General features: G+C 55.3%; 14 protein-coding genes and 1 pseudogene. 6 read left to right on the top strand and 9 right to left on the bottom strand.

Annotation, left to right across the window (positions count from 1 at the left end; all coding sequences use genetic code 11):
* Positions 1-88: 88 nt before the first annotated feature.
* The 3 genes from AC6I8D_RS20025 to puuE all read right to left on the bottom strand — a co-directional run bounded on the left by AC6I8D_RS20025 (position 89) and on the right by puuE (position 4390).
* Entirely contained in the window at positions 89-1570 is a 1482-nt protein-coding gene (locus AC6I8D_RS20025; RefSeq protein WP_312055563.1) for an APC family permease, read from the bottom strand.
* A gap of 161 nt (positions 1571-1731) precedes the next feature.
* Positions 1732-3003, bottom strand: coding sequence for a Glu/Leu/Phe/Val family dehydrogenase (locus AC6I8D_RS20020; protein WP_312055562.1), 1272 nt, complete (start codon positions 3001-3003; stop codon positions 1732-1734).
* Positions 3004-3124: 121 nt separating this feature from the next.
* On the bottom strand, positions 3125-4390 hold the full coding sequence (gene puuE, locus AC6I8D_RS20015) for a 4-aminobutyrate transaminase (protein WP_497820711.1): 1266 nt from the start codon (positions 4388-4390) through the stop codon (positions 3125-3127).
* Between the two features lie 102 nt (positions 4391-4492).
* Between puuE and pdxR the strand changes: the two genes are divergently transcribed.
* Positions 4493-5974: a MocR-like pyridoxine biosynthesis transcription factor PdxR gene (gene pdxR / locus AC6I8D_RS20010; protein WP_312055560.1), complete on the top strand. Its 1482-nt coding sequence runs from the start codon at positions 4493-4495 to the stop codon at positions 5972-5974.
* 244 nt (positions 5975-6218) lie between these two features.
* Here pdxR and AC6I8D_RS20005 read toward each other — a convergent pair whose 3' ends face one another.
* From AC6I8D_RS20005 to AC6I8D_RS19995, 3 genes and pseudogenes are all read right to left on the bottom strand, one after another.
* The gene (locus AC6I8D_RS20005) at positions 6219-6566 is read right to left on the bottom strand and encodes a hypothetical protein (protein WP_497820710.1); all 348 of its coding nucleotides are present in this window, start codon (positions 6564-6566) and stop codon (positions 6219-6221) included.
* A 354-nt stretch (positions 6567-6920) separates the two neighbouring features.
* On the bottom strand, positions 6921-8378 hold the full coding sequence (locus AC6I8D_RS20000) for a hypothetical protein (RefSeq protein WP_497820709.1): 1458 nt from the start codon (positions 8376-8378) through the stop codon (positions 6921-6923).
* Positions 8379-9389: 1011 nt separating this feature from the next.
* Positions 9390-9584: pseudogene (locus AC6I8D_RS19995) on the bottom strand (winged helix-turn-helix transcriptional regulator); the annotation flags it as partial.
* A gap of 846 nt (positions 9585-10430) precedes the next feature.
* On the opposite strand from AC6I8D_RS19995, the gene AC6I8D_RS19990 reads away from it, so the two are divergent.
* A complete protein-coding gene (locus AC6I8D_RS19990; protein ID WP_312055555.1) occupies positions 10431-11522 on the top strand; it encodes a mechanosensitive ion channel family protein in 1092 nt (363 codons plus the stop codon).
* A gap of 287 nt (positions 11523-11809) precedes the next feature.
* Here the strand turns inward: AC6I8D_RS19990 and AC6I8D_RS19985 are convergent, their stop codons facing one another.
* Positions 11810-12679, bottom strand: coding sequence for a LysR family transcriptional regulator (locus AC6I8D_RS19985; RefSeq protein ID WP_497820708.1), 870 nt, complete (start codon positions 12677-12679; stop codon positions 11810-11812).
* Between the two features lie 107 nt (positions 12680-12786).
* On the opposite strand from AC6I8D_RS19985, the gene AC6I8D_RS19980 reads away from it, so the two are divergent.
* The 3 genes from AC6I8D_RS19980 to AC6I8D_RS19970 all read left to right on the top strand — a co-directional run bounded on the left by AC6I8D_RS19980 (position 12787) and on the right by AC6I8D_RS19970 (position 20466).
* The gene (locus tag AC6I8D_RS19980) at positions 12787-13653 is read left to right on the top strand and encodes an SDR family oxidoreductase (RefSeq protein ID WP_497820707.1); all 867 of its coding nucleotides are present in this window, start codon (positions 12787-12789) and stop codon (positions 13651-13653) included.
* 908 nt (positions 13654-14561) lie between these two features.
* Entirely contained in the window at positions 14562-15755 is a 1194-nt protein-coding gene (locus AC6I8D_RS19975) for an MFS transporter (RefSeq protein ID WP_497821049.1), read from the top strand.
* 115 nt (positions 15756-15870) lie between these two features.
* A complete protein-coding gene (locus AC6I8D_RS19970; RefSeq protein WP_497820706.1) occupies positions 15871-20466 on the top strand; it encodes an ATP-dependent helicase in 4596 nt (1531 codons plus the stop codon).
* Here AC6I8D_RS19970 and AC6I8D_RS19965 read toward each other — a convergent pair.
* Complete coding sequence (locus AC6I8D_RS19965) at positions 20450-21364, bottom strand: LysR substrate-binding domain-containing protein (protein ID WP_497820705.1); 915 nt, start codon at positions 21362-21364, stop codon at positions 20450-20452. The genes AC6I8D_RS19970 and AC6I8D_RS19965 overlap by 17 nt on opposite strands.
* A gap of 95 nt (positions 21365-21459) precedes the next feature.
* On the opposite strand from AC6I8D_RS19965, the gene AC6I8D_RS19960 reads away from it, so the two are divergent.
* A complete protein-coding gene (locus AC6I8D_RS19960; RefSeq protein WP_312055549.1) occupies positions 21460-22314 on the top strand; it encodes an aldo/keto reductase family oxidoreductase in 855 nt (284 codons plus the stop codon).
* A 34-nt stretch (positions 22315-22348) separates the two neighbouring features.
* Here the strand turns inward: AC6I8D_RS19960 and AC6I8D_RS19955 are convergent, their stop codons facing one another.
* Complete coding sequence (locus tag AC6I8D_RS19955) at positions 22349-23848, bottom strand: alpha/beta hydrolase (RefSeq protein WP_497820704.1); 1500 nt, start codon at positions 23846-23848, stop codon at positions 22349-22351.
* Between the last annotated feature and the right edge of the window lie 16 nt (positions 23849-23864).

The raw sequence follows: 23864 nt of genomic DNA, 5'->3' as shown, positions 1-23864 counted from the left end.
TTGTTAGCCCGCCAGAATGAAAAGAGCCGTCGCATTACGCGACGGCTTCAGCTTCAATACACCCGTTTCGGCTTTATCTACCCGGCCATCAAAATTCCTCTTTTGCGCGCAGTTTGCTGGCGTATTCGATAGCATCATTTTCGGGCGCACTTGAGCGGCCAAACGGATTCGCGACGCTCATGTATATGAGTCCGGTGATCAGCACCACCACCAGGCCAATTAACACCGTCCAGCGATCAAGGAAACCGGCGCTGTCAGCAGGCTGGGCCAGTAGCCAGATGCCGCAGAGTCCGTAAACCAGGGCGAACAGGTTAACCAGGACACCCCACGCGCCGAGTGACCATTCCCCCGCTGGCTTCCAGCCTTTTAAGCGCTGGCGTAAAGCGGCGAGCACCACCAGCTGGAACGAGATGTAAATGCCAATAACCGCAAACGCGGTGATGCGGGAAAGGTTATCGGGCTGAAAGTAAACCCATACGCAAATAATGACGGGCAGAATGCAGCTAACCAGCATGGCATTGTCCGGTACGCTGTTTTTCGAGATTTTAGACATCCACTCACTGCCCGGCAGCATTTTGTCGCGCGAGAAAGAGAAGATTAGCCGGCTCAGTGCAGCCTGCAGTGAAAGAATACAGGACAGCATCGCGATGATGGCTATCACAATGAAAACCGTGGCACCGGTGCTGCCCAATGCTTCATTAAGGATCACCGGAATCGGATCGGCGATTTTGCCAGAGACAATACTGGCCAGGTCGGGGGATGACAGCAGATAGCCCATCACTGAAATGACCGCTGAGATTGCACCAAACACGATACTCAGGATCATCGCCAGCGGAATCTTTCTGCCGGGATTTTTGACCTCCTCCGCCACGTTGCCGCAGGCTTCAAAGCCAAAGAACATAAACAATCCCATCAGTGACGCCGACATGAAGGCCGTGGTATAGCTGCCGTCTTTGGCCATTATGCCCATTGAGTCAAAGATTACTGAAAACGGCTGAGAACGGTGGAATATCAGCAGGTAAATCCCCAGCGCGATAACGCTGACAATTTCACACCAGAAGCCAATTTTAGCTACGCGAGCAAGGTTTCGGGTGCCCGACATGTTCACGCCCATCATCATCAACAACAGCACAACCGAGGTCATCAGCAGGTTGAGCGGTGACTGAGCAAAATGAAAGAGCGAGGCGACAAAGGTAGAGGTGTACTCAGCGATCGAGGTAATGGTAACAACAAGTGCCCATAAATAGATCCACGCCGTGATCCAGGCAAATTTTTTGCCCCACAGACGTCTCGCCCACGGATACAGCCCGCCGGTGATTGGATATTGTGACGCGATTTCACCAAACACCAGTGCGACCAGTAACTGACCACATGCCACGATAAGGATCCACCACACCGCGGGCGGCCCGGCAAGGGTAATGGCCAGAGCAAACAGCGAATACACGGCGGTTAAGGGGGAAAGATAGGTGAAGCCGAGCGCAAAATTTGAAATCAGACCAATGGATCGGTTGAATTGCTCTTTGCTTTCCGGCTGATTATTAAGCTTATTTTTCTCGGATGTCTGTTCCATGTGTCGCTCTCTCTCGTGGCGTAATCTCGGGCGATAAAGCTAATTTATAAAACATAATAAGTTATATGTATATTGACTATGTCACATTTTTGTTAAAAGAAACGGTTAAAACCGGGCTGGAATTCAGTGTGAGGGAAAGCCCCCGGCAACGGGGCTGAGGGTCAGGGGTAGATACCGCGATCCACTCTGGCAGAGAGAATACGCTCACAGGCAATTGCGTAAGCGGCAGTGCGAAGAGGCACGCCAAGCTGTTCTGATTTTTGCCAGACATCGTCAAATGCGCGGAGGATAATTGCGTCCAGTTTCTGGTAGATCTCCTCTTCAGACCAGTAGAAGCTTGAGAAATCCTGAACCCATTCAAAGTAGCTAACCGTCACGCCACCCGCATTACAGATCACGTCAGGTAATACCGTAATACCGCGCTCATGCAGAATGTCATCAGCCTGGGGGACAGTCGGTCCATTCGCGCCCTCAAGGATCAGCTGACAGGAAAGTTGCTCTGCTCGCGCGGCGGTGATCTGCCCTTCCAAAGCCGCCGGAATGACAATTTCATAACTCAGCGTCCAGAATGCCTCACTCTCCAGCTGCCCGGCGTCACTGAAGCCGCGAATCTCACCGTTCCGCTGCTGCCAGGCAATCAACGCGTCGACATCAATCCCGTTTTCGTTAACCAGCGTTGCCGAATGATCCTGTACGGCGATTATTTTCGCGCCTTTACTGGCAAACAATTGCGCCGCAACGCTGCCTACATTACCGAATCCCTGAACACCAATACGCGCATTGTGGATTGACATCCCGAGTCGTTCGGCAGCCCTTAACCCGGTAACATAGACGCCTCTTCCGGTGGCCTTAACCCGTCCCAGCGATCCACCAAGATGAACCGGTTTGCCGGTGACCACGCCGGTTGTGGTGGCCCCAACATTCATTGAATAGGTATCCATCATCCACGCCATGACCTGGGCATTGGTGCCCACATCGGGTGCCGGGATATCCTGCTGAGGACCGATTATCAGGCCGATTTCAGAGGTATAACGTCGCGTCAGCCGCTCAAGCTCTTTGGTGGTCAGTGAGGCGGGATTAACTCTGATCCCGCCTTTCGCGCCACCAAACGGCAGATTCAGCGCGGCACATTTCACCGTCATCCAGGCGGAAAGCGCCATCACTTCTTCAAGCGTGACGTCCGGGTGATACCTGACGCCACCTTTGCCCGGTCCACGAGACAGGTTGTGCTGCACCCGGTAGCCTTCAAAATGTTTGACGCTGCCGTCGTCCATTTCGAGTGGAATATCCACAATCAATGCCCGCTTCGGGCGCATCAGGGTGTTAGCCCAGTATTCCAGCTCACCTAAATGGGGAAGGACTCTTTCCACCTGAGTAATAAAAATATTCCATGCAGAATCTTTATGATCATTTAAAAATGACAGCGTTTTCATTCAGCCTCCTGAATAAGACAATATGAGTTTTAGGGCACAAAAAAACCGACGATAAATGCCTATCGTCGGCGCTCCTGAGAGCTAAGTACTACGGCGAGGGTGACGACAGCGCTTCAGCGAATCAGTTTTTTATCACCGTACGGAGAATGTTCAGCGCTGTGTCAAATTGGTCATCGGGGATGGTTAATGGGTAAAGGAAGCGGATCACGTTGCCGTATTGCCCACAGGTCAGCAGCAGCAACCCCTGGTCAAGTGCATTTTTCTGGATCTGCTGGGCAGTCGCTGCGGAGGGTTCGCCGGTTTCAGCATCACAAAACTCTGCCGCAATCATCGATCCCAGACCGCGAACCTGCGCCAGTTGCGGGCACGCCTCTTTGCAGTCCAGCAGCGCAACCCGTAAACGTTCGCCCAGCGCATCCGCGCGCTGGCAAAGCTTTTCATCCTGAATAATCTCCAGCACCGCATGCGCCGCAGCCACTGCCATCGGATTGCCGGCGTAGGTTCCGCCCAGTCCGCCTGGTGATGGAGCATCCATGATGTCGGCTTTACCGACAACGCCTGACAGCGGCATGCCGCCCGCCAGGCTCTTGGCCATCGTCATCAGATCGGGTTGATGCGCATAGTGATCCATGGCGAACAGTTTACCGGTACGGGCAAACCCGCTTTGTACTTCATCGGCAATCATAACAATGCCATGCTCGTCGCACAGATGGCGAATGGCCGCGATAAGCTCCGGCGGAGCGACATTAAAGCCGCCTTCCCCCTGCACCGGCTCGAAAATAATCGCTGCGACCTGGCTCGCATCAATGTCGGCTTTGAACAGACGCTCAATGGCGATCAACGCATCTGCGGTTGAGATGTTATGCAGCGGAGAAGGATAAGGGACGTGGTAGACCGAACCCGGGAACGGACCAAAACCTTTTTTGTACGGCGCCACTTTTCCGGTCAGCGCCATCGTCATGTATGTGCGACCATGAAACGCCCCGCTGAAGGCGATGACGCCCGGACGGCCGGTATGGGCACGGGCAATCTTTATCGCGTTTTCAACCGCTTCCGCCCCGGTAGAAAAAAAGGCGGTCTTCAGCGGACCGGTAATCGGCGCGGCTGCGTTAATTTTTTCGGCCAGCGCAACGTAGCTCTCATAAGGCACAATCTGATACGCCGTATGCGTAAATGCCTGCAACTGCTGTTCCATTGCCCGAACCAGGCGTGGGTGCCGATGGCCGGTGTTCAGCACCGCTATACCCGCGGCAAAATCGATATAGTTATTCCCTTCAACGTCTGTCAGCGTGCTGTTTTCTGCCGACATCGCAAAGAAATTACACATCACGCCGACACCGCGCGGGGTCGCACTCAGACGACGCTGCTGGAGATTGTTATTACTCATGTTGATGCCTCATCGATTTCAATTTGTTTGTAATACGATGAATAATCTGTCAGCGTTTGGCACCTTTAACGAGAGCCAGAATGTTTTATTTATAGGATCCAAATGCGTTCAATTGCCGGAGATGTGATCAGACAAGCATTTTCCCAGTGTGAAGAAGGAAAACTGCATAAGCGGCTCTATATCGCCATCTCAGAGTCAATCCTGACGGGAAATCTCAACCCTTCTGCCCGCATGCCACCGACGCGCGATTTAGCAGAAGAACTTGAGCTGTCGCGCAACACGGTGCTGCGGGTTTATGAGCAATTGCAGGCCGAAGGCTACATTTCAACCCATCGCGGCAACGGTACGTTTGTGACCCATAGCGTGCTGGACAACCTCGATGCCCGACCGCTGCTAAGCGCGGAGGAGGCACCCGCGGAGGATCGTTCTCTTCTATCCGATCGCTGCCTTGAGCTTCTTCAGCATGCGAGCGCAAGTCCTCGCCAGTGGGGAGCCTTTCTGCCAGGCGTACCCGATGTTGTCAGCTTTCCCCATCGGGTGATGAAAAAAATCCACGATCGCCAGGCGCGCCAGCCGCTTCCGGAACATCTGACCTATGATTCGACTGGCGGCGCACACGTCCTTAAAGCCGCCCTGACCGACTATCTTCGCACCGCGCGTGGCGTGCGCTGTAGTCCCGATCAGATTCTCATCACAGAAGGCATTCATCAGGCGCTTGACCTGGTAACGCGCTCACTTTGTAATCCAGGTGATACCGCCTGGACGGAAGAGCCGGGCTACTGGGGAATAAAGAATATTTTGCGGATTAATGGTGTGGGCATTTTACCCATGCCGGTAGACGAACAGGGGCTGATACCGGCGGCAACTTCCGGAACTGCGCCAAAGCTGATGTTCGTCACCCCCTCACATCAGTATCCTTTAGGGTCTGTTATGAGCCTGAGCCGCAGACAGCTGCTTTTGTCCCTCGCCCGGGATAGCGGCAGCTGGATTATTGAAGATGATTATGACAGCGAGTTTCGTTTCTCCGGCCAGCCTATCCCCTCGCTACAGGGGCTGGAAGAAAACAGTCCGGTCATTTATATCGGTACATTCAGTAAAACCCTCTACCCCGCTCTCCGGCTTGGCTATGTGGTTCTGCCAAAAGCAATATCGGCGCCGCTTAAAAAGATGCACAGTGAGCTTTATCGGGGTGGTCATCTGCAGATGCAGGCCGCTTTAGCCGAATTTATCCGCGAAGGCTATTACGCGGCACATATCCGCAAAATGCGTCAGCTTTATGGACGCCGCCGGCAGGTCCTGGTGAGTCTTATCACCCACTACCTGGGCAATGACTATTCAGGTCAGCACAACAGTAATGCCGGTCTGCATCTTATTCTGCAGCTTCCCGTTGAAAGCGATGATGTCAACATTGCCCTTGATGCCAATAATGCCGGATTACTGGTTCGTCCGTTATCGCGCTACTTTGTGGGCAAGGCAACAACGCGAGGCTTACTATTGGGTTTTGCTCATATGGATGAAAAAGAAATTGAATCTGCTTTCGTCAGGCTGCTTGCAATTATACGTTCCAGCGCAGGACCGCATTAAAGCAGGATTAAAATGGGATAGCTGGTCGGACAGAAAGGTATCATTTTCATCGCTGCCCTGTTTTACAGTAAACTTACGCACATCTTTCGTGTATTTGCTGTCATGCTTTATCCGCTACGGAATAAAAACAGGCAAAGGGAGAATAGATGTAGCTCTTGCAACTATCCTGTTATCCTGAGTCAATAAACAGGCCTGTTGACAGGATGTCGGGGAAGCACTGCTTTTCGGATTTTCGTGGGTAAGACTATTGCTGATTACAAATAAAACCTCCGTTGATGGCTGGCGTACAGGTTGTTTGAACAACAGGCCTCGTTTGAATGGCTTGATTATAACTGGCACTGGCTGCGTTCAGGTTAGCCGCCTTTTGTTGCCACCCTGCCGCCGTTGATTGAGCAATAGCCGCGCAGTCTGAGGGTGAAATAGTTGCAGTTCCTGCCAATTGTCTTGACTGCATCATGCGTGCAGCTTCAGACCCGCTGGTAAAGGTGTCTCCGCTCATGGCCTGCCAAAGTTCATAATCTGAGGCATCCGGATTATTTGAACAACCAGCCAGCGCACTTAAAAATAACGTAATACAAATCAGTCTTTTCATTTTATATTTCCAGAATAGGTTCAGCAGTTAAATTATTCATCGGTTCAGCCGGATGAATATTCTTTATGAGTTCGTCGGTCGTCATTGATGAGCACTTATACACGCCCATAGATATGCAGGGTTACGTTTCTCACAGTTAGTCGCGTTATTCGGGAATTTTGAAAATTTTAAACAGGGAAATCTTCAACGTTGTGTGCCAGGAGGCCTGAGCCTCCCATCCTGCTGAGAGTGAAGCGCGACAAGCAGACAGTGACTTCGCTATTATTTCGCGTTCATCTTCTTAACGATAATCAGATGTCAGACGGCAGGCGCCCTTCTAAGCCTGCCGGTCCAGCGTCCTCTTTCATTCAGGCACTAAAAATTACCCGCAGCGCTGTGTCCACTACGCTGACCGCCCTGTCCTCGTCCGCCCATCGCGGAACAATGCTCATTACTACTGCCATTATTGCGTGTTGATGCGGCTTCATTATGTGTGCCTTTATGCTGGCCGCCGTTGTTGTGTGAACTTTCAACCACGAAGACTTTTGCAATCACCGGGGCTGGAATATTGGTGACAATTGCCGGGACTTTGTTTACCGGTGTTAACTGTCCAACCGTGGGTGCGTTTAAGGTGTTTTGCGCGTCAATTGCAGCTTTAGCTTCGGCTTGAGCTTTTGTAGCGGCTAATGATTTGGCGGCCGCTGCAGCTTCAAGCGCCTGAATTTGCTGGTGTGCAATCTGAATATTGTCATTTATGGCAGCATATTTAGCCGCTGTCAGATCGCGCATTGCCTGCTGCGCCTGGCCTTCAGACACGGCGGCATATTTAGCCGCTGTCTGATCACGCATTGCCTGCTGCGCCTGACCTTCAGACACGGCGGCATATTTAGCCGACGTCAAAGCAGCCTGAGCCTGCTGGGCTTCGTGCTGTGCCTGCTCTGCTACCTGCGACATGTGGGCTGCCAGTTGGGATGCATGAGCGGCCTCAGATTCATGCTGCGCCAGTGAGGCAGCACGCGCGGCGTTTAATGCTGCATTCTGCGCTTCAGCGCGATCATGATTTGCCTGCACCAGTGCTTCACCGCGCGCCCGCGCTTCCTGCTGCATCTGTGCGTTAACTTCCGCCACGCCGCCCGCCACAATCTGCTGGCGGGTGCGCTGCTGATTGGCTTTTGTCAGTGCCTCACCGCGCGCCTGCGCTTCCAGCTGCATCTGTGCGTTAACTTCCGCCATGCCGCCCGCCACAATCTGCTGGCGGGTGCGCTGCTGGTTGGCTTTTGTCAGCGCCTCACCGCGCGCCCGCGCTTCCTGCTGCATCTGTGCGTTAACTTCCGCCACGCCGCCCGCCACAATCTGCTGGCGGGTGCGCTGCTGGTTAGCCTTTGTCAGTGCCTCACCGCGCGCCTGCGCTTCCTGCTGCATCTGTGCGTTAACTTCCGCCACGCCGCCCGCCACAATCTGCTGGCGGGTGCGCTGCTGGTTAGCCTTTGTCAGCGCTTCACCGCGCGCCCGCGCTTCCTGCTGCATCTGTGCGTTCACTTCCGCCACGCCGCCCGCCACAATCTGCTGGCGGGTGCGCTGCTGGTTGGCTTTTGTCAGTGCTTCACCTTTCCGAGCTTCATCACGCGCTTTTGCTTCCAGAGCAGTCTGCTGAAGCTGGCTGTCAAATTTTGAATTAACTATTCCGCTGAATCGCTGATTGTGATTAATCTGCTCTTTCGTCTGGGCACTTAAACGACGGCTTACTTCATTTCGCTGATCGCCTTGCGCGACAGCATTCTGCAGACCTTCGTTAATCGTCTTCGCCTGCGCGGTAGCCTCATCCATTTTCATTTGTGAACCGCTGATAGTCAGGCCGGCGTTCTGTCCGTTAGCTGCCCATCCGTCATAGCCAGGGCGCACGGTATTTTGACTCCAACCCTGATTATCACCAGTGACTTGCGCAACAGCGTCAGGATTTGAAATATGTGGATTAGCTGATTCATCAATATGAGTCGGGGTAGATGCAATCAGAGGGTCTTGCTGGATAACGGCTGGCGGGTTAACGCTGGGTGTCTGAATAATGCCTTGATGTAAAGTTGCGTCCTGAAGCAGTTGATCCAGCAGCTTACGGGGAGCTGGATCGCCAATTGTTATTTTGGCCTGTTCTATTGAATCAGCATTCATCTTATCCAGAACAGCGCGAGCAGCATCCAGAGGAGCGTGCTGATTTACAGTGTTATTTAATGCAGCTCGTAGTGACTCAACTGCTGGATAATTCACGTTATTATAATTGATGGCTATGGCGCTAAACGAAGAAAAAAAAGCTAACATAACAGCAACAGAATTGATTTTTTTGTTCATTATCAGTTACCTGAATCAGGGTTTTTCGGCTGAAAATCTTTCAGTCTTATTTTTTTTCAGATATTAACGGGCCATAAATCCCCATTAAAATCTAAAAAGTAGCCACCTGGAAAATCATCTCAGGGAAAAAAGTGAAAGCGATTACATCGGTGACTTTAAGCGGTGAGTGCCGCCTGTGAGGCGAAATCTAACCCTTAATGGGTAGGATAAAATTGATCTTAATCAGTTTTGTTAAGCATAAATATGAATGCGATTACACGCACATTTCAATCCATTGTTTCGCAAAGAAAAATATTATGCAAAAAGTGCTATCTGAACGTTCGGATTAATCATTCATCCGGCAATAAAACCTGTGAAACTGACCGGAAGCGTGCCCACCTTTTAGCTCCCCCATTTACCCGAACAAATAACGACCTGAGTGCTGCCATTCCGGCTATCGGGCAGGATAAATTGAGGCAGTTATCCTGCATAACTGCCCTGTTCCCCTTCCCTGCAATGCCTCTATTTGCTTTCGCGACTGGCAAAGATGTTTGTCATTTGCTCAGCATTTTTCGTACCCCAGTTGCAAAGCGTGATAATGGCATCGGAGAGGCTGCTGCCAGGCGGGGTCAGTGAATAATCCACACGCGGTGGCACCTTCTTATAATCAGTTCGCAATAGCACCTGTTCGGCTTTTGGATCTTTCAACTGCTGAATATATCCATTCAGCTTTAACGCGGAAGCCTGTTCATTTTCACTCCCCGTTTTAGTGTTCTACCGAGACGGCGATTCTCTGCCTGATATCAGGCGCGCATTATCGTCTTGAAAAAATGTGCAGATGCTGTTCAGCGCGCCGGCTGAGTGTGGGCGGATAGCTGCGGTATGACTCGGTGAACTGACCGAAATGCATAAAAAACTCTGCCAGCTTTGGGTCGGATCATCTCGAAGAAACGGCAGCGTTCGCTTAACCCGACGAGCCAAACGACATCAATGTCGTCTCACGGGTTCCGACCGTGCGTGCGCTTCTTGTGATGGTGAGGAGATTAACAGTGGTCTCTCACCTGCTGTTATCAGCGGGATTAATCCCTCTTTGCCCCTTCCGCCTGCTTTAGTCCATCGCGATCATCGTGCCAGCCGGTTTGCAGAGGCGCTGCTGCGAGACCGGGTATGACATCAGCTCAGCGGCGGGAGCGGCCCGGCTGACGCCACCCAGACAGCTGCGTTTCATCTTAGCCACGCCGGTCGCAACCATTTTCGGTTAACCCGGCCACTATGGTTCATACTCAATGCTGCGCATGTCGTCGCATCGCGCCGGGCACACAGCGTGGACGCCCGGTTATCTGGCCGGGTGCAGCAAACGTCAGCACGATGCCGGTATCGGCGTTGCTATTCATAAAATTCGATTTTCAGGAGATTTCATGTGTTACGTCAGTTGATAAATTGAATAACGGGTAAGTCGGGGTGTTACGTGATTTACCGGCTGATAATCGTGAAAACAACGGTTACTGAATTTTTAAATTTATCTGACAGCCAAAGGTTGTTGACTGAATATAAGGGAAAATAATGCCGTTTATATTTGATGAGTTATCTGGCCTCCCGTCATGGGTACCTGTTGTATTACTCTTCTCTCTCTCGTTTGTATTGGGTTTTCTCGCACGTCTTATCCTTCTCAGGTTTATTCGCTACTGGCAGAGCCGTGACCGAAAACTGTTCAAATCTCTGGAAAAGCACCTTCGCGGTTCGATGTTTCTTTTTATTCCCCTACTGATGATCAATGTAGGGATTAATTACATTAACATTCATCCGGATCTGCTGGTCTTTATCACTAATACCGTAAACGTTTTTATAATATTATCATTTTGTTCGGTGTTAATCCGGTTGACCAATGTGGCACAGGATATGCTCTATATCCGCTACGACATCAATATTTCGAATAATCTTCGTGCGCGTAAAATTCGCACGCAGATCATTTATGTGAAGAAAGTAGTGATCGTCATACTGGTGTTATTCTGCCTCTCTCTGATTCTGCTCAGCTTCCCTGGCGTCCGGAAATTTGGCACCACTATCCTCGCCGGTGCTGGCGTAGCCGGTATTATCATCGGTTTTGCCCTGCAGAAGTCGCTGGTCAATCTGTTTGCCGGTATTCAGATCGCTTTTACGCAGCCGATCAAAATTGACGATGCGGTGGTGGTAGAAAAAGAATGGGGCTGGATAGAAGAGATCAACCTGACGTATGTGGTGGTGCGAATCTGGGATTTGCGCCGGCTGGTGTTACCCATCACCTATTTTACAGAAAATCCATTCCAGAACTGGACGCGCAATAATGCCCAGATTTTAGGCTCAGTTTTTCTCTATGTTGATTATTCGATGCCGCTGGAACCGCTGCGACAGCATTTTGAAAAAGTGCTGAATGAAACCAAACTCTGGGATCGGGAAACTAAGGTGCTTCAGGTGACCGATACCACCGAGAAAACCATGACCATCAGGATGCTGATGACCGCGCAGAACTCCCCGATAGCCTTTGATTTACGCTGTCACGTGCGGGAAAAGATGATTGAATTTATTCAGCAAAATTACCCGCAGAGTCTGCCTCACGTCAGAGCCTCCCTGACCGATACCGCTCCTGAGAAACGGAGTGAGTCGCCGTCGTTTTAGATAAAAGTGGAAGGTACAGCGAGCTGCGTAAGCGTCAGGGCCGCTGTACTTTTGTTACTCACAAAACTGCCCCGCTCTGCTCCTCACGCCAGGTCTGACCGGAGCAGACGGCCACCAGCCTGATTGATATGACCGGCGGCTGTTATGCGGGAGCTTTATCAGCGAACCTGTCAGTGCCTCGCTGGTGATCGACAAAAGCGTGATGACCTGCCCGTCTGTACCTACCAGACACGCACTTTGGCCATGCCGGAATGCTCCGCCTCTTAGCGTAATCTCACCCGGCGGGATCAGGTGCAGAACCAGCCCGTGGGATAGTGCTCGCAGATAAAGTCGACAAACACCTTAACCTTTGGGCTCTGGAGCCGGCGCGAAGTATGCAGCACCCAAAGTTCTGTCAGGCTTCCCGCCTCCCCCCAGCAAACAAGCTCCCCTTTCTCCAGCTGACTGCTGACAATAGACTGCGGCAGCATGGCCGCTCCGGCGCCGGCCATAACGGCATCACGGATCGTCGGCAGGGAAGAAAGGCTCATCACTGGCTGAGGTGCAAAACATCGCTCCCCGACGGTCCAGAGATCGCCGCGGGTATAGGTGGACATGACGATCGCCGGGATCGCTGCCGGATTTTCCGCATCGCCTGATGGCATGGTAAGCCCAAGCGCAGCCACCAGCACTATCCGGTCTCTGGCGAAGCACCTGCCAACCAGCGAACTGTTTTTCTGCGGATTGATGCGGATAGCCACGTCAAAGTTCTCATCAACCAGATCGCTTACCCGATTCTCAGAAATGGCTTCAATCCGGACATCCGGGTAACGAAGATGAAATTCAGCCAGAAGCCGCCCCAGCGCCAGTTGCGAAAACAGTAACGGCGCAGCAATACGCAGGCAGCCCGACGGGTTTGCTGAGTGCTGCCGCGCCGCCTCAGCCGCTTCATCAATCTCTCGTAAGGGTCCGGCAGTGCGGGACAGAAGCTGTTCACCCGCCTCGGTGATTTTCAGCCGGTGGCCGCCGCGTTCAATAAGACGGACACCCAATTCCTCTTCAAGCTCTGCCAGCCTGCGCGAAAGCGTCGCTTTTGGCCTGCCGCTGGCGCGACTGGCTGCGCCAATGCCGCCCCAGACGGCAACCAGATGAAAATCTTTTAAAGCGTTAATATCCATAGGTGTCTCATTTATGGAACAAACCATCCTGATATTAGCATCTTACCAGGCAAAACGGATCGATGTAGGGTTGATTCACACCAACCCAATATTACGGAGTGACGATCATGACAATTCTTGTTACCGGAGCGACTGGCCGCGTGGGCCGCAATCTTGTTGACCAGCTTATCCGCCGTGGCGCTGATTTTCGGGTCCTGGCCCGCGACCCTGCAAAGGCGGGCTTTGCTGACAACGTGCAGGTGGTTAAGGGGGATTTACTGGATATCGATTCCCTGCGCGCGGCATTCAGCGGCATCCGAACAATTTTTTTACTGAATGCAGTCGTGGCCGATGAATATACCCAGGCGATTATCACACTCAATGTTGCCCGTGAGTGCGGTGTTGAACGGGTGGTTTACCTGTCGGTAATGGGTGCCGATGTTGCGGTCAATGTGCCTCATTTCGCTGTTAAATATGGCGTCGAACGGATGCTGAAAGAGATGAACTTTAGCGCCACCATTTTGCGGCCGACCTATTTCATCGACAATGAAGTGATGATTAAGGATGTCATCATCAATCACGGCGTATATCCGATGCCGATTGGCAGTATTGGCCTGGCAATGGTGGATACACGGGATATCGCTGAGGTTGCGGCGATTGAACTGATGCGTCGCGACCAGTCCAGCGAGAAGCTGCCGGTTGAAACCATTAACCTTGTCGGCCCTGATACGCTGACGGGTGAAGATGTTGCTGCGATCTGGCGCGATCTACTGGGCCGTCAGGTCATCTACGGCGGCGACAATCCGGCAGCGTTTGAGGCAAGCATGGCAGAGTTTATGCCTGCGTGGATGGCGTATGAAATGCGTCTGATGGCTGAGCGCTACGTCAGCGAGGGAATGCGCCCTCTGGATGGCGACAGAGAGCGTCTGGTCACGCTGCTTGGGCGTCCGCTGCGTTCCTATCGCGACTTCGTTACCGCTCTCGTCGTCCGGTAAATAACGCCTTCACTCTGCGGGTGCAGACCTGATGACAGGCTGCCCCGTAGTGTTAAACAGCCTGATAGTTCATCGCCACTCAGCGCCTGTCCGGCATGATGAAAAGCCAGTGTAGCGCTGGAGGCGATTTTTCATCCTTTGCCGACCGAAGCGCGGCAACGTGGTGTAACGCCAGCCTCACCCTGTTCAGACGGTTAACGGGCTGGATAGCAGACATCCTCGCTCAGACCGGCAGTCGCGCCTGAAAGCGCCGCTGCGATGGTCATCGATCGGTATGAAGGGGTTATGATCCGTATCCGGGTTGAGGCGAGCACGCGTCCTGATGATTGACTCACGCAGACATGGCTGCAGGTGCTCATTGTTCACTGAAGTCAGTACAGTCAGCGTTCAGTGCTGCGCTGACTCTCCCCCGCATAGGAACCGGCTGTTTTAGCCGAACGTATAGGGTCGCAACAGCAGATGCGAGCGTCTTAACTATCCTGCCTGCGCGCTTATAGGGCAAAAACGAAGCTGTTGTCGTGGACATTCAGGTTAGCGATCGCCCGGACAGTCTGAGTTGAGCGAAATAACTGAATGATACGGCCTGTTCACCTCTGTTTCTGGCTTCTCCTGTCCCCCTCTTCATTCACTGTAATCAGTGAACACATTCTCCGCGAATCTGTAACGCAGTTATCCGTACAAACCGGCTGACGATTATGCCTTTATGAATGTAACGATATATAATCATCTATTTTTCAAAAAGTTACTTATGAATTGACCTCTCCGAACCGGGTTCCCCATTCGGTTTAATCCCATCCTGCTAACAACACCGCAGGAAAGGTTAAAGCAAAGATATTGCATTAAGGACGCCCTGCCCGTATACCTGATTAAAGCTAATCCTTTGCATTAAGGTATCGATCATGACAGCCATCCAGCCCGTTCTGCCCCCCCAGTCTGCTGCGCGCCTGACGCTTTTCAGCTTCACTGGCGCGGTACTGATTTCTGCCACCAGCAGTGCCCCGACACCGCTTTATCCGCTCTACCGCACGCTGTTTCATCTCAGTCCGTCGCTGCTCACCGTGATATTTGGCGTCTACGCGTTCGCCTTACTGGCGGCGCTGCTGACGGTGGGAAAAATCTCTGACTATACCGGCCGTCGGCCACTGATGTTGCTGGCGCTGGCGCTTAATAGCGTGGCGCTGATGATTTTTATCTGTGCAGATTCTGCCGCGGTTTTAATCGGCGCCCGTCTGGTTCAGGGCTTTGCGACCGGTATCGCCTTACCGACCTTTGGTGCCACTCTGATCGATGCCAATAAACATCGTGGTCCGTTGCTCAACTCAGTCACCGCGTTTCTGGGAATGACGCTGGGCACGCTGGCAGGCAGCATACTGGTCACTTACGCTCCCTTCCCTACCGTCACGCTCTATGCGCTATTGTTGCTGGCGATGCTGGTGACGATGGCGCTGTTACCGCTGATACCCGAAACCATTTCACCCCAGCCGGGCGTACTGGCTGCACTCCGGCCGCAGGTGATGATCCCGCGTCGGGCGCTCGGGCCGTTGTTGAAAGTCGCACCGGTGAACATTGCAACCTGGATGCTGGGCGGATTCTATCTTTCATTAATGCCGACGCTGGTGATCAGCGCTACCGGTCTGACTTCACCTTTTGTTGGCGGCAGCGTGGTGGCGACCCTGATGCTGAGTGCGACCGCCGCAGTGTTTATCTTCCGGTCGTTAGCACCGGCGCGAGCGCTGTTAATCGGTACGCTGATGCTGATAGCTGGCGTCAGTGTCACGCTGACTGGCGTTGGTTTGCATAGCGTCGCCTTGCTCTATCTCGGTACTGTTATTGCGGGACAGGGATTTGGCTCAATCTTTTCAAATGTGCTGAAGATCATTATGCAACTGGCGGAAAGCCATCAGCGCGCCGGGTTGTTCTCTGCTTTTTTAATCAAAAGCTATCTCGCCTTCGCCGTGCCGGCGATTCTGGCAGGTATCGCCGCGCCACACATTGGCCTGACCCAGACCGCGTTTCTTTATGGCATGACGATAGTGATACTGGCGCTGGTGTCGCTGCTGGCGGTGCGATCCGGTTCATTTGCCAGCACGGCACAATCCTGAGGAGTGGGCTGATTGACGTGCCGCCCGCCGGGGCGTCATTCACAAACGGCGATTATCATTTACACTCAACGGGTTGATTCACTGAGCGCTGTCGAGGCGTAACGCCATAAATATCATGCCTGATTCCCGTTCTGATGATGCTTTAGCGCTGTTTTCACCCGCCACACGGCGCTGGTTCTCCACCGCCTTTGACGCACCCACGCCGGTGCAGCAATCGGCATGGCAGGCTATTGCCAGCGGTCAGCACTGTCTGGTGATTGCGCCAACCGGCTCGGGGAAAACTCTGGCGGCCTTCCTGACCGCAATCGACTCGCTGTTCCAGTTACGCACCGGGCAGCCTGCGCCTGATCGCCAGACCACCACCCGCATTTTGTACATATCGCCGGTTAAAGCGCTGGCGGCTGATGTGCAGCGTAACCTCAATGTGCCGCTGGCCGGTGTGGTTGCCGAACGTCAGCAACAGGGCGAGCCAGAGATAACACTGCAGGTCGGGATGCGATCCGGCGATACGCCCAGCGCGGAGCGGGCAAAACTGCTGCGACGGCCGCCGGACATTCTGATTACAACCCCGGAATCGCTGTTTCTGATGCTGACCTCAAAAGCCCGCGACACCTTGCAGGGCGTCACCACGGTGATTGTAGATGAAGTGCATGCGGTAGCGGGATCAAAGCGCGGCTCTCAACTGGCGCTCAGCCTTGAGCGGCTTGATGCCTTACTGCCGCAGCCCGCTCAGCGCATTGGCCTGTCCGCCACGGTACGCCCGGTCGAACGGGTGGCGGCATTCCTTGGCGGCTGTCAGCCGACCCAGGTGGTAAATCCCGCCGCTGGCCGCACCTTGCATCTCAGCATTGAAGTGCCGGTGACCGACATGACCGATATCGCCAGCGATCCGAAACCTCATAGCGGGGCGGGCGGATCTATCTGGCCCTACATTGAGACACGCATTCTGCAGCTGGTCATGGCGCATCGTGCCACGCTGGTGTTTGCTAACTCACGCGGGCTGGCAGAAAAACTGACCGCGCGGCTGAATGAACGCTACGCGGCGACGCAGCCAGCGGAAAGACAGCCGCATCCGGCGCAGCAATATGACTCCTTTTCCGGCGGCAGCCAGAATCGCAGCGACAGCGCGCCTGCGGTTATTGCGCGCTCCCACCACGGTTCAGTGTCGAAAGAGCAGCGCAGTGAAATCGAGTCGGCGCTGAAACAGGGCGAACTGCGCTGTGTGGTGGCGACGTCGAGCCTGGAACTTGGCATTGATATGGGGCCGGTCGATTTGGTAATTCAGGTCGGCGCGCCGTTGTCCGTGGCCAGCGCGCTGCAGCGGGTTGGCCGGGCCGGACACCAGGTTGGCGGAGCCTCGACCGGTATCCTGTTTCCCCGTACCCGCCGCGATCTGCTTGACGCCGCCGTGACGGTACAGTCGATGCAGAACGGTCAGCTTGATGCCCTTTCGCCGCCGCGTAACCCGCTGGACATTCTGGCGCAGCAGACGCTGGCAGCGGTCGCTATGGAGCCATTGCAGGCGGATGAATGGTTTGAACGGGTGCGGCGTGCCGATCCGTTCCGCACCCTATCACGCCGCGTGTTCGACGCCACGCTGGATATGCTGGCCGGCAAGTTTCCCTCGGATGATTTCGCTCATCTGCGTCCCCGCCTGGTCTGGGATCGCCAAAGCGGCCTGTTAACGGCGCGGCCCGGCACCCAGCATCTGGCCGTCACCAGCGGCGGCACCATTCCCGATCGCGGCATGTTCAACGTCATTCTGCCGGAGGGCGAAGAGCAGTCAGGATCGCGCCGGGTCGGCGAGCTGGATGAAGAGATGGTGTATGAATCGCGGGTGAATGACATCATCACCCTCGGCGCAACGTCATGGCGGATCCAGCAGATAACTCACGATCAGGTAGTGGTGGTGCCAGCGCCAGGTCGATCCGCACGCCTGCCGTTCTGGCGCGGTGAAGGCATTGGCCGGGCTGCCGATGCGGGTGCCGCCCTGGCGGTTTTTTTGCGTCAGCTTGATAGCGCAACGCCCGTCGAGGCACAACGTTATCTGCGCTCACTCGGGCTGGATGACAATGCGGTCAACAATCTGCTGTCGTTACTGGCAGAACAGCGCGCCGCCACCGGCGTTCTTCCCAGCGACCGCACCTTAGTGCTTGAGCGCTGCCGTGATGAAAGCGGTGACTGGCGAGTGATCCTGCATTCACCTTGGGGACAACGCATCCATGCGCCCTGGGCGCTGGCGATTGCGGCACGTATTCAGCAGCACCTCGGCATGGATGCGTCCGTGGTCGCCAGCGACGATGGCATCGTTGCCCGTTTTCCCGACAGCGAAGGTCGGGTGCCAGGCGCGGAACTGTTTGTGTTTGATGCCGATAACCTGACGCAGCGTGTTTCTGACACCATCGGCGGCTCAGCACTGTTCGCTGCCCGCTTTCGTGAATGCGCTTCCCGGGCGTTACTGCTGCCGAGACGCAATCCGGGTAAACGATCTCCACTCTGGCAACAGCGTTTACGGGCCGGCCAGCTGCTGGAAGTGGCTCGCCAGTATCAGGATTTCCCAATCCTGATTGAGACCGCGCGCGAGTGTCTGCAGGATGTGTACGATTTGTCCGCCCTGCACCGTCTGATGAATCAGATACAGCAGGGAAGCGTGCAGTTTGTTGAGGTCACAACTGACGTTCCCTCGCCGTTCGCGGCGCCGCTGCTGTTTGGCTATGTGGCAGAATTTATCTATGCCAGCGATGCGCCACAGGCAGAGCGCCATGCCTCTTTACTGGCGCTCGACAGTCACCTGCTGGGTGAACTGCTGGGTCAGACCGATAAAGGTGATTTACTGGCTCCCGCCGTTGTCGGACAGGTCGAGCAGGAGTTACAGCGGCTGGACCCACGTTATCAGGCTCAGCATGCCGAAGGCATCGTCGATCTGCTGCGCGAACTCGGCCCGCTGTCGCGAGCTGAAATTGAAGCGCGTTTCCACGGCGATCGGCAACATGTGGCGGCGGCGTTACGGCAGTTTACCGCGGCACAGCGGGTCATTCCGGTCACCCTTGCCGGTGAGGCGCGCTGGGCGGTGGTGGAAGATGCTGCCCGTCTGCGCGATGCGCTTGCGACCGTCATCCCTGATAATTTGCCTGCTACCTTTTTACAACCGCTGCCCGATCCGCTGCGCGATTTAATCACCCGTTATGCCCGTACCCACGCCCAGTTCAGCGCGCAGCAGCTTGCCGATCGCTATGGCGCAGGCGTCGCGGTGATCAACAGCGCACTGCAGCCGTTACGCGAACAAGGCAAACTGCTGCACATGAGTAGCGGAACCAGCCCGGCTGGCAGCGTCTGGGTCTCATCCGACATTTTTAAACGGCTTCGGCTACGTTCACTGCAATCAGCACGCGAGGCGACCCGCCCGGTCCCTCCCACTGCCTGGGTGACGTTACTGCTGGAGCGACACGGCGTACTCAATCCGGCGGCGGCCTTCACCCGTGAGCCTTCTCCCGTTGCCCAGGCTGTTTACCAGGATGTCGACGGACTGGCGCGGGTGATTGAGCAGCTGGCGGGAGTGGCGCTGCCGGCATCGCTGTGGGAGTCGCAGATCCTCCGCGCCCGCATTCGCGATTACCAGCCAGCGATGCTTGATGAGCTACTCGCCAGCGGTGACGTGATCTGGTGTGGGCATAAGGCACTGGGTAACAACGACGGTCTGGTCTCGCTGCATCTGAGCGAGTTTGCCGCTGAGACCTTGCCGCCATTCGATTCAGCACAACCGCTGACAGCATTACAGCAGGCGATCCTGGAGGCGCTCAGTCACGGCGGCGCGTGGTTCGCCCACGAGATTATGGCAAAACTCGACGGGCCGGAATCGCCGCCGTCCGCTGAGGTTTATGCCGCGCTGTGGCAACTGGTGTGGCAGGGCGCGATCGCCACCGACAGCTGGATAGCGTTGCGCGGACTGCTGGGATCGTCTGGCGCGACACGTTCACGGCCGACGCGAACGCTGCGGACCCGTCACGGCCAGCGCTTCACCCCGTCCGCGCTGCCGGGGCGGGGTCCCGGGGTCAATACTATTGCCGGTCGCTGGTCACGTCTCACTCGCCGGGAAATCTCGCCGACCCGACAGGCGCTCGCGCTGGCGGAAAATATGCTCGACCGCTATGGCGTCATCAGCCGTGGTAGCGCGATTTCAGAACAGATCCCAGGCGGCTTTCCCGCGTTACAGCCGGTATTACGCGGTATGGAGGATGCCGGACGGATTATGCGTGGGCGCTTTATTACCGGCGCTGGCGGCACGCAGTTCGCTGACGCCGTGAGCATTGAGCGACTGCGTGAACTGGCGCAGCAACCGGCGGAAACCACCGCAGCCGTGGCGCTGGCGGCGATGGATCCGGCGAATCCGTTTGGCGCGACGCTGGGCTGGCCGCTTCATCCGAGCGGAGTACGTCCGGTGCGACGTCTGGGCGCGCGGGTGGTGATCGCCGCTGGCAAGCTGGCTCTGTATCTGCCGCAGGGCGGAAAAGATCTGCTGCTTTTCACCGATGATGACGCGCAACAGCATGCCGCCATCGCCGCACTGGCGGTGGCACTGAAACGCGAAAAATCGCTGAGCTTTACGCTGGAAACGGTTAACGGTCAGCCGGTGTCGCAGTCGCCGTTACTCAGCGTGCTGCGCCATGCTGGCTTTTCGCGGGTGCCGCAGGGATTTAGCTGGTACGGCTGAGATTATCTTCACGAACAAAATCGATAAAAGCCTGTAACGGTGCCGGAATTAACCGGCGATCGTGGTAATAAAGCCACGGCCCGGAGAAGCTGAGCCACCACGGCTGTAGCAACGGTTCCAGTTTGCCGCTCTCAAAAGCGGGTCGCAGCCACTCTTCAAACAGATAAACGATGCCGCTACCGGCCATCGCCGCCTCAACAGCCAGATCGACTGCGCCACCGACACTCACCACCAGCGGCCCGCTAACCTGCACGCTCAGGTTGGTGCCATCCCGGCTGAACTCCCAGTCCGGCATCACGCCGCTGGCGTAACGGCCGCGCAGGCAACGATGATCGATCAGATCGCGCGGATGGGTCGGACGCCCCTTTTCAGCCAGATAATCGGCAGAGGCGGCCGCTGCAAACCGCTGAATCCGGGGGCCAATCGGCAGCGCCACCACATCCTGCTCCAGCCGTTCATCGTAGCGAATGCCGGCATCGCAGCCGTCGCGGAACACATCCTGAACGTTACTTTCGGCGACAATCTCCAGCTGAATATCGGGATAACGCCGCAGAAACGCCGGGATCAGCGCCGGCAACACCAGCCGCGTGGCGCTCACCGGTACGTTCAGCCGCAGCGTCCCGCCGGGTGTATTGCGATAAAGATTGATCGCATCCAGCGCGGCATTGACCTCATTCATCGCCGGTAGCAGGCGTTCCATCAGCGCCCTGCCCGCTTCCGTTAACACCACCGTGCGCGTGGTGCGATGAAACAACCGGATACCGAGCTGCTGCTCTGCCCGGCGCACCGCCTCGCTCAGGCGTGAGGCGTTACTGCCGCTCACGCGAGCCGCCTCGCGGAACCCGCCAGCTTTCGCCACCGCCACCACCGCTTCCAGCAACGCAATATCCACCGCCATTGTGCAGTACTCCGTACAGTCTGTGCCGATTTCACCGGATAGTTGCACAGCTGAATCACCGTTACAATCAATCTACATTCACGCAGGAGGTTTCCATGTCACACACCACCATGACGTATCAGCTGGGCGATCGTGTCGTTAACCGTTTAGGCTACGGTGCTATGCAACTGGCTGGACCGGGCGTCTTCGGCCCGGTCAAAGATGAAGCGCGGGCCATTCAGGTGCTGCGTGATGCCGTTGCCGCAGGGGTTAATCACATTGATACCAGTGATTTTTACGGCCCGCACGAAACCAACAAGCTGATCAGAAAAGCGTTGCATCCTTACCCACAGGAGCTGTGCATTGTGACGAAAGTCGGTGCCCGGCGGGATGATAAAGGAGGCTGGCTGCCAGCGATGGAGCCGGAAGCGCTGACCCAGGCGGTAGAAGATAACCTCCGTCATCTGGGACTGGATGTGATCGAGGTGGTGAATCTGCGCAGCATGTTTAATGCCGCGAAGCCCAAAGAGGGTTCGCTGGAACCGCAGCTGGCGGCATTGCTGGAACTGCAATCGCGCGGACTGATCCGGCATATCGGTCTGAGCAACGTGACGCAGCAGCAGATTGCCGAGGCGCAGACCATGACGCCGATTGTCTGCGTACAAAACATGTATAACCTGGCAAATCGTCAGGATGACGCGCTGGTCGACCAGCTGGCACAACAGCAGATCGCCTACGTGCCGTTCTTTCCGCTGGGCGGTTTCTCACCGTTGCAGTCGACCCAACTGAATGAAGTTGCCACGTCGCTGAATGCCACGCCAATGCAGGTGGCGCTCGCCTGGCTGCTGCGCCGTTCGCCCAATATCCTGCTGATCCCTGGCACCTCCTCACCTGAGCATTTGCAGGAGAACCTCGCCAGCGCCCGTCTGACCTTAACCGATGAGATTATGGAAAAACTTAACGGCATCTGAAACCGCTCGCCGGTTTTTTTGCCGCTGGAATGCCTCAGAAGCGCCTGAGGCATTCCGTCAGCTGCGGCCGATCGCTACAGCTGATGTGATGATCGATTCTGTCGATCATATAGGGATAAAACGGATTCGATGTGGCACGCATAATCGAGTCGAGGCCGACAATCAGCACCGCACTCTCGCCGCGCAGCGACAGGGTGCCAAAGCTGATGCCGAACTGATTTTTTTCTGCCGGCTCACTGCCATATAACCCATCCTGTGGCGGAAACGGGATCGCGACGTGCGATAGCGAATAGAGACCGGCCGGGTAATTAATCGCCAGCGGTTGCGTCTGTTCAATGGTCTCACCGGCACGCACGGTTTTAGTCACCATTTTTAGCGAGGTTGCTGAGGCGTTGGTAATCACCGTTGAGGTATATAAACGTCGGGCAGCCGGCAGCAATTGATTAACGGCAGTGTAAGAGGAGTGACGGAACAGCGGGCTGACGCTGACCGCCTGATTGATATCGAACAATACCAGCTCACTGCCGTTATCCGGCAAATAATTATACAGAGAGCGGATCACCGACGGAGTGCTGACGGTCGAGTCCATTACCGACTGAAAGGTCAGCACCGGCGGGAAATCCGCCAGCTGCTGACTGCGCGCTTCCTGCGCAATCTGCTTTTGCAGCGCCTGGGTGAGTAAATAGGTCTGGCGGGCCGCGTGTACCGGAAAGGAGTTATATTTGAAGGGATTGAACTCCGGCACAATATTAAGCCAGGCGGTTTTGGAAAAAGCAGGAAAGATGGAAGGCAGCCCGGCGATGCCGGCAAACCGGGCGAAGCGGGTCACTCCTATCATCGGTGACAGCAGGATCAGCTGCTGCGGGCGGCGTAAATGGTGATCGGTCAGGGTGTCGAGGGTGTATTTGACCGCCAGTGCCCCGCCGTTTGAAAATCCAACCAGATGCAGCGGCGTGTTCTCACCGGCCAGCCGGGTCGCTTCGCGTACCGCTAACCGCGTGGTGGCCAGCCAGTCCTGCCAGTCCACATCGGTCAGGCCCGCCGGGACCGTGCCGTGACCGGGTAACCGCAACGCCACCGCCACATAACCCTGCTGCTGATAGGCTTCGGCTACATGGCGCAGGCTGTAAGGACTGTCGGTCAGGCCGTGCAGTAATACCACCGCACCTCGCGGTACTCCTGCCGGTCGCAGCACGTAAGAACGGTTCCAGTCACGCTCAAAGCTTTCTGGGTAGATCATGCTGTGGGCGTAGTAACGATTGAGCGGCGTTTTCTCATCCGCCTCCAGCTTGTCGCTGACCTGCCGTTTCATCTCATCGAAGAGCCGGTTCTCTGCCGTCAGGTAATCGGCGTAGCTGGCGTGATCGAGTTGCCCGACGCTTAACTCATGCGGGACCCAGGTGTGCCAGCGGTGTAATTCAGGTCCGCGCCCGGCCTCATAGACCCGAAGAATCAGCAACAGTATCAACAGCAGCGCGGCACCGAGGGTGATGCGTCTGGCCCAGCGGGCAATAATAGTTAATGTCCTGCTCATGCATCCTTTCCTGAGA

The organism is Pantoea sp. X-Soil-MYKO-1785, assembly GCF_059730675.1.
The sequence above is the reverse complement of the archived record's forward strand: the minus strand, read 5'-3'. Positions and strand labels throughout refer to the sequence as shown.